General features: G+C 70.8%; 11 protein-coding genes. 9 read left to right on the top strand and 2 right to left on the bottom strand.

Features of this window, described 5'->3' with window-relative positions; all coding sequences use genetic code 11:
* Positions 1 to 12: 12 nt before the first annotated feature.
* Entirely contained in the window at positions 13 to 1,563 is a 1,551-nt protein-coding gene (locus tag MHZ35_RS04635; protein ID WP_239434584.1) for an MFS transporter, read from the bottom strand.
* A 283-nt stretch (positions 1,564 to 1,846) separates the two neighbouring features.
* Between MHZ35_RS04635 and MHZ35_RS04640 the strand changes: the two genes are divergently transcribed.
* The 4 genes from MHZ35_RS04640 (at position 1,847) to MHZ35_RS04655 (ending at position 4,455) form a co-directional block, all read left to right on the top strand.
* A complete protein-coding gene (locus MHZ35_RS04640) occupies positions 1,847 to 2,284 on the top strand; it encodes a phasin family protein (protein WP_239434585.1) in 438 nt (145 codons plus the stop codon).
* 91 nt (positions 2,285 to 2,375) lie between these two features.
* Complete coding sequence (modA, locus tag MHZ35_RS04645; RefSeq protein WP_239434586.1) at positions 2,376 to 3,149, top strand: molybdate ABC transporter substrate-binding protein; 774 nt, start codon at positions 2,376 to 2,378, stop codon at positions 3,147 to 3,149.
* A 9-nt stretch (positions 3,150 to 3,158) separates the two neighbouring features.
* Positions 3,159 to 3,845 carry a molybdate ABC transporter permease subunit gene (modB, locus tag MHZ35_RS04650; RefSeq protein WP_239434683.1) on the top strand — a complete coding sequence of 229 codons (687 nt, stop codon included), beginning with the start codon at positions 3,159 to 3,161 and terminating at the stop codon, positions 3,843 to 3,845.
* Complete coding sequence (locus MHZ35_RS04655; RefSeq protein WP_239434587.1) at positions 3,835 to 4,455, top strand: ATP-binding cassette domain-containing protein; 621 nt, start codon at positions 3,835 to 3,837, stop codon at positions 4,453 to 4,455. The genes modB and MHZ35_RS04655 overlap by 11 nt, the downstream gene beginning before the upstream one ends.
* 25 nt (positions 4,456 to 4,480) lie before the next feature.
* Here the strand turns inward: MHZ35_RS04655 and MHZ35_RS04660 are convergent, their stop codons facing one another.
* Entirely contained in the window at positions 4,481 to 6,544 is a 2,064-nt protein-coding gene (locus tag MHZ35_RS04660; protein ID WP_239434588.1) for a TonB-dependent receptor, read from the bottom strand.
* A 148-nt stretch (positions 6,545 to 6,692) separates the two neighbouring features.
* On the opposite strand from MHZ35_RS04660, the gene MHZ35_RS04665 reads away from it, so the two are divergent.
* The 5 genes from MHZ35_RS04665 to MHZ35_RS04685 all read left to right on the top strand — a co-directional run bounded on the left by MHZ35_RS04665 (position 6,693) and on the right by MHZ35_RS04685 (position 10,574).
* Positions 6,693 to 7,685 (top strand): cysteine synthase A, encoded by a 993-nt coding sequence (locus MHZ35_RS04665; RefSeq protein WP_239434589.1) that lies wholly within the window; start codon positions 6,693 to 6,695, stop codon positions 7,683 to 7,685.
* A 47-nt stretch (positions 7,686 to 7,732) separates the two neighbouring features.
* Positions 7,733 to 8,050, top strand: a complete 318-nt coding sequence (locus tag MHZ35_RS04670; RefSeq protein ID WP_239434590.1) for a hypothetical protein — start codon at positions 7,733 to 7,735, stop codon at positions 8,048 to 8,050.
* Positions 8,051 to 8,410: 360 nt separating this feature from the next.
* Complete coding sequence (locus MHZ35_RS04675; RefSeq protein WP_239434591.1) at positions 8,411 to 8,893, top strand: division/cell wall cluster transcriptional repressor MraZ; 483 nt, start codon at positions 8,411 to 8,413, stop codon at positions 8,891 to 8,893.
* Positions 8,890 to 9,837, top strand: coding sequence for a 16S rRNA (cytosine(1402)-N(4))-methyltransferase RsmH (rsmH, locus tag MHZ35_RS04680; RefSeq protein WP_239434592.1), 948 nt, complete (start codon positions 8,890 to 8,892; stop codon positions 9,835 to 9,837). Before MHZ35_RS04675 ends, rsmH begins: the two co-directional genes overlap by 4 nt.
* Positions 9,837 to 10,574, top strand: coding sequence for a hypothetical protein (locus MHZ35_RS04685; RefSeq protein WP_239434593.1), 738 nt, complete (start codon positions 9,837 to 9,839; stop codon positions 10,572 to 10,574). The genes rsmH and MHZ35_RS04685 overlap by 1 nt, the downstream gene beginning before the upstream one ends.
* Positions 10,575 to 10,592: the final 18 nt, after the last annotated feature.

A 10,592-nucleotide genomic window follows, 5' to 3' on the forward strand; every position in this document is an offset into this window, starting at 1 on the left:
GGCGGGTATCGCTCACGTCGTCTGTCGCATCCGTTGCACTGCTGCCAGTTCCTCGGCCAACGGGTTGACCCCGCGCACCTTGTGATAGAGCCAATAGCCGCCGAGCCACACGGTCAGCACGACCGAGAGCATCGCGACCATCAGAAAAACATCGTTGTAGGCCAGGATGTTCGCCTCGCGCGTGACCAGCTGGGCAAGGAGGCTCGTGCCCTGCGCCTGCTGCCGGACGGGATCGCCGATCGCCGACGCATAGGCGCCGCCGAGTTGCCGGATGCGCGACACGACCTGCGGGTCGGTCGTCGTCAGCGCCTGCGTGATCTGGAACGCGTGGAACTTCTCCCGCACGATCTGCAAACTGCCCAGCAGCGACGACCCGACCAGCCCGCCCATCGTCTGCGAGATGCCGAACACGGCGGAAAAGCTGATGATGTGACTCGGCCCGCGGGCGAGCGCGCGGAAGATGCCGATCATGATCATCGGCCCCAGGAAGAACAGCGCGGCAAAGGCGATCAGCGCCTGGCTCAGGTAGAGGTTGGCTGGCCGGGTGAGGTTGGTCGCGTGCGAATCCATCCAGGCGGCGATGCCGATCAGCACCACCGACGCGATCACCGGCAGCCCCAGCTCGTTGGGGGTGAGGGTCGCCAGGCTCACGCAGATGCCGGCGATCGAGGCGAACACCACTACCACGTTCAGCGTGACCAGCTGCTCGTTGCCCATGCCCAGCGCGGTCAGCAGTCCGATGGAGCCGAAATTCTGTTCGGACAGCAGGATGCGCATCGATGCCGCGACGGTCGCGAAGCGCAGGATGTTGCCGTTGCGCATCCAGCGCGTGTTGAGCAGCGGGTTGGCCCGGTTGTGCTCGATCAGCAGTGCGGTCCCGATCAGCGGGATCGCCGCGGCGATCGCATAGCCCAGCCATTCGGTGGTCCACCACTGAATGCGGCCCTGCACCAGCACCGCGCACAGCAGCGCCATGCCCGGCGCGAACAGGGCAAAGGTCAGGAAGTCGATCCGCTCGAAGGCTTGGAACCGCTCGCTGGGGGGCAGCCGCAGCAGGCCGACCGAGGCGAGCGCGGCGAGGGTCAGGCCCAGCTCGAACAGGAACAGGTTCTGGATGTGCCCGTCCAGCAGCAGCAGCGGCGAGATCACCCGCGCCAACGGCAGCGCCACCGTGGAGGAGCCGAAGCCGATGATCATGCCCGACAGGCGCATCGACGCCGGCAGCGATTGCATGATGTACATGAAGCACAGCGTCGTGAGCGCGCTTCCGACCAGGCCGGCCGCCCCGCGGACGATCAGCTGCGTCACATAGCCGTGGACGAACAGCTGGAAGACGTTGAGGCACAGGAACGCGATCAGGAACACGCGGGTGAAGCGTTGCAGGCCGAACTGCTGGCGGAACTTGATCAGCAGCATGCCCATGCACACGCTGGTCATTGCGTTGATCGCGGTCAGCCAGCCCCCCTGCACGGGCGTCAGGCCGAGCGAACCCTGGATCTGGGGCAGGTTGGCGGTGAGCAGCCCGTTGTTCAGGCCGCCCGTGATCCCAAGCAACGTGCCCACTGCGAAATAGGCGTAGCGGCGGCCGAGCGGATGCTCGGGCGTCGCCGGCGAACCCGGAAGCAGCGGCCGCTCGTGCGGCTTGAATTCATAGGCGGTGGCGACGGCTCGACTCCGCTCAAGGACGACGGCTGGGAGACGATCAACTTTTCGCGCGGGAAGTCGTTCCGTTGCGGAGATGAAACGGCCCGCCGGCGCGGAACCTTGCCGATCCTCGCGCGTCGCACCGACAGGCGCGGGCAGACCCCCTTTTCGAGGCCGGGCGCCGCGCCGGCAGGAGACAGACATGGCGGAAGAAAATCCCGGTAACAGCACCTCCGAACCCGCAGGCGACGGTGCCGCAACCACGGGAGCAGGGATCGGCGGCGCGGACAATGCCTTCGGCGGCGACGGCATGCCGGGCGGATCGGGCGACGCGGCCGGCGGCATGGCCGAGGGGCTGCGTGCCGCGGGCGAGCGCATGCGCGCGGCCGGCGGGCAGATCGCCGGCCAGGGCAGCGAGCTCGGCCTCAGGATGCTCGACCAGGCCGAGACCAACACCCGCGAAGCCTTTCGGATGATGCGCGCCGCCGCCCAGGCCCACGACATGACCGAGGTGATGCGCCTGCAAAGCGAATATCTGCGCGAACAGAGCACGCGCTCGGTCGCCCAGGCTCGCGAAATCGGCGAACTCATCGCAAGCTTCGGCCGCGCCACCATCGGCCAGATGACCGGCAAGTCCTGACCTGTTCGGCCGGCCGCAGGCGGCCGGCCAAGCGACAGGTGCAACCGCCTCCGTCTCCCGCTAGGAACGGCGGAATGAGACGGAGACGGGGATGTTGAGACGAGGCGTACTCGCTGCGCTCGCGCTGCTGGGTCTAGCGGGCGCCTCCGCCCCGCTTGCCGCACAGCCGCGGCCGCCGCTGGTGCTCGCCGCGGCGAGCCTGCAGGAGTCGATGAACGCGGCGGCCGACGCCTGGGCGCGCCGCGGCCATCCCCGGCCGCGGCTGTCGTTCGCCGCGAGTTCAGCGCTCGCCCGGCAGGCCGCCTCCGGCGCGCCCGCCGACCTGTTCGTGTCGGCCGATCGCGATTGGATGGACGATCTCCAGCGGCGCGGGCTCGTCGTGCCCGGCACCCGCACCGATCTTCTCGGCAACCGTCTGGTGCTGATCGCGCCGGAAGACAGCAGCGTTCGCGTCGCATTGCGGCCCGGAGTGGATCTGCGCCCCGCGCTTGGGCCTCGCGGCCGCCTCGCCATGGCCAATCCCGACGCGGTGCCGGCGGGCAAATACGGCAAGGCGGCGCTCGAAAAGCTCGGCGGCTGGCAGCAGGTCGCGCCGCTGGTGGTGCGGGGCGAAAGCGTGCGCGCGGCCCTCGCGCTGGTGGAGCGCGGCGTGGCCCCGCTCGGCATCGTCTACGCGACCGACGCGCGCGCCTCTGCAAAGGTGCGGATCGCCGGGGTGTTTCCCGCCGGCAGCTACCCGCCGATCGTCTATCCCGCCGCGCGCCTGAAGAACGGGACCAGCACGGATGCGGAGGCGTTCCGCCGCTTCCTGAACAGCCGCGAGGGCAAGGCGATCTTCGCCCGCTTCGGCTTCTCGACGCGCTGAGCGGTGGAACTGTCGCCCGAGGAGTGGACCGTCGTCTGGCTGTCGCTGCGCGTCGGCGGGGTGGCGGTGGCAGCGGCGCTGCCGGCCGCCTTCGCGCTCGCCTGGCTGCTCGCCCGCGGCCGCTTCCCCGGACGGGTGCTGCTCGACGGCATCGTCCACTTGCCGCTGGTGCTGCCGCCGGTGGTGACGGGCTGGCTGCTGCTGCTCGCCTTCGCGCCCACAGGCCCGGTCGGAGCGCTTCTCGAACGCTGGACCGGTGAGACCGTGCTGTTCCGCTGGACCGGGGCTGCGATCGCGGCGGCGGTGATGGCGCTGCCGCTGATGGTGCGGGCAATGCGCCTCTCGATCGAGGCCGTCGACCGCCGCCTGGAATCCGCCGCGCGCACGCTCGGGGCAGGGCGGGCGCGCGTGTTTGCGACGATCACGCTGCCGCTGAGCCTTCCCGGTGTGCTCGCAGGCGCCGTGCTCGGCTTCGCGCGTGCGCTCGGTGAGTTCGGCGCGACCATCACCTTCGTCTCCAATGTGCCGGGCGAGACCCAGACGCTGCCGCTCGCCATCTACGATGCCCTCCAGGTGCCGGGGCGCGAACCGGCGGTGCTGCGGCTCGCCATCCTCTCGGTCGCGCTCGCCCTGGCCGCGCTCGTCGTCTCCGAGGTGCTGACCCGCCGCTCCGGGCGGAGGCTGCATGTCCTTTGACGTCGATGTCGTGCTCCGCCGCGGGGACCGCCGCTTCGCGTGCCGGATTGCGCCGGCGCCCGGGCTGACGGTGCTGTTCGGCCCCTCGGGAGCCGGCAAGACCACGGTGCTGAACATGGTCGCCGGCCTGGTCCGCCCCGATCGCGGCCATGTCCGCGTGCGCGATCGCACGCTGTTCGACTCCACTACGGGCATCGACGTGCCCGTCGCCCGGCGCCAGGCGGGCTATGTCTTCCAGGAGGCGCGGCTGTTCCCGCACCTGCGGGTGCATAGCAACCTGCGCTACGGCGCCCGCCGCGCGGCCCGGGAGGGGGCGCTGATCGGCTTCGACGAGACGGTGGCGCTGCTGGAGCTCGAACCCCTGCTCGATCGCTGGCCCCGAACGCTCTCTGGCGGGGAGGCGCGCCGCGTCGCGATCGGCCGAGCGCTGCTGTCGGGCGCGCGCTTCCTGCTGCTGGACGAACCCATGTCCTCGCTCGACCGCAGCCGGCGCGAGGAGGTGATGCGCACCATCGAGCGGCTGCGCGACGAACTCGCGCTCCCCATGCTGATGGTCACCCACGATCCCGGAGAGGTCGAACGCCTCGCCGGGACGGTCGTGGAGATGTAGGCCTTATCCTACCCCGGCGTGCTGCTTACCCCCGGTAGCGCAACCCCACCCACAGCGTCCGCGGCGACGCCCGCTCGACCACATCGGCGCCGCTGATGCCGGTTTCCACCCGCTCGTTGAGCAGGTTCTCGCCCCGCAGCTCCACCGAGAAGCCGGCGCGGATCGGTGCCGCGAAGAAGGCGTCGACCGTGGTCGCGGGCGCCAGCGCCTCCTGATTGGCATCGTCCTCAAACTGGCGGGCGGCGTGGCGCAGCGTCAGGGCGGCGCCCCAGCCGCCCTGACGCCAGTCCACGGTCGCCGAAACCAGGTCGCGCGGCGTCTGGGCCGGCCGCAGCCCGTCGAGTGCCGCGGCGCTGCCCGACGCCTCCACCCGCGGATCGGTGTGCGACCAGGACACGCGCGCGCCGACCGGCCCCGGCCGGTAGCTGGCATCCAGCTCGAACCCCTTCGACTCGATCGCGTCGAGGTTGCGCCGTACACGATAGACGCCCGCCGCCGACACGAAGCCCACGCCCGGGAAGTTGCCCGGTCCGCGGCCCTCCGTCACATTGGCGATCGCATCCTCAAGCCGGTTCCAGAAGAAGGTGCCCGACAGCTGCATGCCCGGCAGCGGGGTGAGGGTGACGCCGCCTTCGGCCCCGGTCAGCTGCTCCGGGGCCAGGTCTGGATTGGCCGCGGTGGCGTCCGGTCCCACCCGGAACGGCCGATAGAGTTCGTTGAGCGTCGGCAGCCGCCACCCGCGATAGGCCGCGGCCCGCAAGGCGATCGCATCGCTCGCCTGCCACGCGATCCCCGCACGGCCGGTCGCCTCGCTGCCGTCGCGGTCGGCAAAGCGCGTGTCGGTCAGCGCCGCGCCCCCGCTGAGCGCACGCTCGTCGAGATGCCCGTCCTCGATCCGCCACCAGTCGACACGCCCGCCCAGCGACAGCGTCAGGTCGCCCAGCTGCGCCGATCCGTCCGCAAACAGGCCCAGCGTCTGCGTCCGCCCGCCGGTCTCCCGGCGGCGCGTCGGGCTGCCCGCGACAAAGGTGTAGCGTTCCTGCGTGCGCCCCTCGAGCGCCCGCACGTCGCCACCCAACCGCAGCGAGATGCCCTTGCCGACCGGCGGCGCCACTTCGAACCGCGCGCCGATGCCGGTGGCCGGCACGTTATACTGGTCCAGCGACTGGGTGGCGGTGGTGCGGGTCGCGTCGACGCTCGCAAAGCTGCTCGCAAACGCCCGCGTCTGGACATAGCCCAGCGCCGACCAGCCCCAGCGGCCGCGCCCGACCAGCCGCACGCTCGCGTCCGCGCCCTCGCTGCTGTTGTCGGTGAAGGCGGTGCCGCGCTCGCGCCGGTCGGTGAAGGCGCTGACGTTGACCTGCACTTCCGTCTCCGGCGCGAGCGCGATGCCCGCCCGGATCGCGCCCGACGCCTGCTCATAGGGGGCTGCGCGATCGGCGGGGCCGCGGTCTTCCGCCACGGTCGGCACGAAGCCGTCGCCGCGGGCATAGGCGCCCGACACGGTCGCAAAGCCGCTGCCGCGCACCAGCGTTGCCGATCCGTTGGCCTCCACCGAGTCGCGGCTGCCATAGGCGATGCTGCCGGTGAGCGGCGACAGCTGGTCCGGCGTCGCGCTCTCCAGCTCGACCGTGCCGGCGAGCGCGCCCGACCCCCAGAAGCCGCTGCCGCCGCCGCGGGTCACGCGGATGCGGCCCAGCCGCTCGGTCGCATAGGCGGGGAAGGCGACCCAGCCGCCGAACGGGTCCGCCTGCGGCACGCCGTCCAGGATCAGCAGCGCGCGGCTCGACGCATTGCCGCCGATGCCGCGCAGCGACAGCCCCTGCGCGGTCGGATGCGCCGAGCGCGAGTCGGCGCGGCGGAACTGCTGCAGGCCGGCCGCATCGGCGAGCAGAGTCTCGAGCCGGTGGCTCGCTTCCGACAGGATACGCTCGCGGTCGATCTCGACCACTGCCACCGTCGCTTCGGCGGGTGTTTCCAGCCCGCGGCCGGTGACCACCACTTCGTTCGCGGGCGGCGTTGCCTCCTGCGCCACGGCGGCGGCAGGAGCGCACACCGCGAGCGCGGCGATGGAATGCGACAGCTTCATGGTGGAAATCCCCTTGTGTCCGGCCCGCGCCCTATTGCCTTCGGGCGCCAAGCTGAACCGAAAAGCGCGGGCATCCAGCGAATGCGGGTTGGCCTGCCCGTAGCATCGCTTGCTTGTGCCCGCGGCGGCTTGCACCCATGTAGCCGTCATGCACACCGCTCCCAACTCGCTCGCCCTGATCGGCAACACTCCGCTCGTCCTGTTGAAAGGTCCAAGCGAGGCTGCGGGCGCGGAAATCTACGGCAAATGCGAGTTCGCCAACCCCGGCGCCTCGGTGAAGGACCGCGCGGCGCTTTCGATCATCGAGGATGCCGAGGCGCGCGGCCTGATCGCGCCCGGCGGCACCATCGTCGAGGGGACGGCCGGCAACACCGGCATCGGCCTGGCGCTGGTCGCCAACGCCAAGGGCTATCGCACCATCATCGTGATGCCGGAGACGCAGAGTCGGGAGAAAATGGACACGCTGCGCGCGCTCGGTGCCGAGCTCGTGCTGGTGCCGGCGGCGCCCTATTCCAACCCCGGCCATTTCGTGCACACCTCGCGCCGCATCGCCGAGGAGACGCCGAACGCGATCTGGGCCAACCAGTTCGACAACATCGCCAACCGTCGCGCGCACATCACCGGCACCGCGCCCGAGATCTGGGACCAGATGGACGGCCGCATCGACGGCTTCACCTGTGCGGCGGGGACGGGCGGCACGCTCGCGGGTGTCGGCCTGGCGCTCAAGGAGCGGGACCCGAACATCACCATCGCGCTCAGCGATCCGCACGGCGCCGCGCTCTATGAATATTATGCCTGCGGCGAGCTGAAGTCCGAAGGGTCCTCGGTCGCGGAAGGAATCGGCCAGGGGCGCATCACCGCCAATCTGGAGGGGGCGCCGATCGACACCCAGTTCCGCATCTCCGATGCCGAGGGCTATGAATGGGTCCGCCGCCTCCTGGACGAGGAGGGGATCTGCCTCGGCCTGTCGTCGGGCATCAACGTCGCCGGGGCCGTGCGCCTGGCGCGGCAGCTCGGGGCCGGCAGCCGGGTCGCGACCATCCTGTGCGACACGGGCTTTCGCTATCTCTCCACCCTCTACAACCCCGAATGGCTGGCGGCGAAGGGCCTCGCACCGCGACGCGAAGCGGCGGCAGCCTGACGCCGCGGTCGACAGTGGCGGACGATTCGACTAGTTCTCCTTCACGCATGCCGAATGCCAATGAACAGCTGAGCGCGATGCAGCGTGTGCGGGTCGGAATGACCGGTCTCGCCGTCGTGCTCATCCTCATCCTGCTGGCGAGTGCGCTGGTCAGTTCCGCGCGCAACGATGCGCCGGTGGTGGCGGTCGGCGCGCCCAACGTGGAGACGGTCGCCAACATGACCGGCACCGACAAGGGCGTGAGCACCGCCGATGCCGGCCGCGAGCCGCTCGCTGAGCTCGGCATCGCGCCCGCCGCCACCAACAGCATTGCGCCGCCTGCCAAGCTCGCGCCGATGGAGCCGCCGGCTTCGATTCCCCAATAGGGGCGATTTCCACCCGCTGACGGACGAGCCCGTGCAACGCCATTCGGCGTGCGCGCTGGCACGCCTGTGGCTGCGACCGGGTGGCGTTTCCCATTCTCTCCCACTGCCATTCGCCCGCTTCCGCCTCCGCGGCCTGGGGGTGCGTTCTTGCGCGTGGCGGTGAATCCCGGACCAGCCGGGAAAAAGTGGCGGTAAATCCCACTCTCACCCAGGTTAGCCCATTGTGGGCCAAAGATGGATTTGATACGAATGTGTCAACGAGGGGGCAGCACCTCCGCCGCGAAGCCGAAGCGCGACTGGCCGGCGCCAGCATCGTGAGGACAGCGGGGAAGGCGACGCTGCGCGACCGATTGGGGCAGCGTGTCAGACCGAGAACTCTATCTGAGCTACGGGCTGCAAGCAGTTGACGCCAAAGGGCGAGTCGCTGTTCCCGCAAAGCTGCGCGCCGCACTGGAGCGTAACGCGGACGCCCGCGATCTGCTGATCGCGCGCGATTCCCAGCACGGCTGCCTCGTCGGGTTCGACGTCAACTGGCCCCGCATCCTGCACGCGCGCATCGATCCGCGCGAACTGGCGGTCGAGGACAGCGGGGAGGCGGTGGACTACAACCTGGCGGGCAATGCATTCGGCAACCTGGAATCGGCGCCGTTCGACAGCGCCGGCCGGTTCGTGCTGCCGACCTTCTTCCGCCGCCGTGCCAAGATCGAGAAGTGGGCCTTCTTCCACGGCCGCGGCAACACCTTCAACATCTGGAACCCGGAAGCGCTGCTCGCCGACGAGAGCATCGCCGAGGAGACGCGCGAGCTCGTCGAGTTCTGCATGGAAGAGAAGGGGCTGCGATGAGCGACGCGCCTCACATCCCCGTGCTGCTGGACGAGGTGCTCGACGGCCTCGCGATTGAGGCCGGCGAAGTGCATGTCGACGCCACCTTCGGTGCCGGCGGCTATACGCGTGCCATGCTCGGCCGGGGCGCGCGGGTGATCGCGTTCGATCGCGATCCCGATGCGGTGGCCAATGCCGCGCCGACCCTTGCCGAGGCGGGTGAGCGGCTGACCCTGGTCGAGGCGCCCTTCTCCTCGATGGCCTCGGCGCTGGCGGATCTGGGTGTGGTGCCCGTCGACGGCGTGACGATGGACATCGGCGTGTCCTCCATGCAGCTCGACCAGGCGGAGCGCGGCTTCTCCTTCCAGGCGGACGGGCCGCTCGACATGCGGATGAGCCAGTCGGGGCCGACCGCGGCCGACTTCGTCAACACCGCCGACGAGGCGGAGATCGCCGACGTGCTCTACCATTATGGTGAGGAGCCCCGCTCGCGCCGGGTGGCGCGCGCGATCGTCGAGGCGCGTCCGATCACCCGCACGGCCGAGCTGGCGTCGATCGTACGCCGCGCGCTCGGCCACAAGCCGCACGAGAAGAAGGATCCGGCGACCCGCACCTTCCAGGCGCTGCGCATCCACCTGAACGCCGAGCTCGACGAGCTGGAGCGCGGGCTGGAAGCGGCCGAGCGCGTGCTGAAGCCCGGCGGGCGGCTGGCGGTGGTGACCTTCCACAGCCTGGAGGACCGCATCGTCAAGCGCTTCCTCCGGGAGCGCAGCGGCAGCACGCCTTCGGGATCGCGGCACATGCCCGCCCAGGCGGCAGGCCGCGCGCCCAGCTTCGAATCTCCCGCCAAACCGGTCCGCGCCGGCGAGGCGGAGCTCGCGCGCAACCCGCGCGCACGATCGGCAACATTGCGAACCGCCCGGCGTACGGCCGCCGCGGCATGGACAGAGGCAGGAGTGAAGTAATGGCAGCGTTCGGGTTCAAGACACTCGGCTGGTGCCTGTGCGTCGCGGTGGTCGCGCCCGCCTTCTACCTCGTCACCTCGCAGGTGGCCGCCGAGCGCAGCCGCGTCGAATCGGTCGAGCGCGCGATCGTGAAGGCGCGCAACGACATCCGCGTGCTGGAGACCGAGTTCGACACCCGCGCGAACCTCGCCCAGCTGGAGCGCTGGAACGGTGACGTCCTCTCGCTGGCCGCTCCGCGTGCCGAGCAGTTCGTGGGCGGCGAGGCGATGCTGGCGCAACTGCCCGGCCGCACGCCCGGCGACGATGTCCAGTTCGCCTCCTATGTGGTGCCCAGCGCCGGGGTGGTGCTGACCGCCGCGACCATGGCGCAGGCGGAGGCGGACGCCGCAGCAGCCAAGGCCGCAGCCGAAGCGGTGACCACCCGCGCGCCGGTCGCCACCGCAAGCGTGTCCTTGGCCAAGCCCGCCGCCGCCGCAGCGCCCGTCGCGGTCGCTCGGGCGCAGCCGGCGCCGCGCAAGGCTGCCGCCGCACCCGTCGCCGTCGCAAGCGCGGCGCCCGCAGTGCGCAAGCCTGCCGCCGCGCCGGTCCGCACCGCCGGCCTGGTGACCGCCGCACCCAGCCGCCCGGCCGAGCGCAAGGCACAGGCCGTGGCGATGCTCGATCAGACGCTGCTCAGCGACCGCACCTTGCGCGATCTCGCCCGCGGCGCCCGGCAGGAGGCGGTGAAGAACCGGTGATCGTCGTCGTCGCGCCCC

The sequence above is a fragment of the Sphingomonas sp. ACRSK genome (assembly GCF_022346685.1).
Lineage (GTDB): Bacteria > Pseudomonadota > Alphaproteobacteria > Sphingomonadales > Sphingomonadaceae > Sphingomonas > Sphingomonas molluscorum.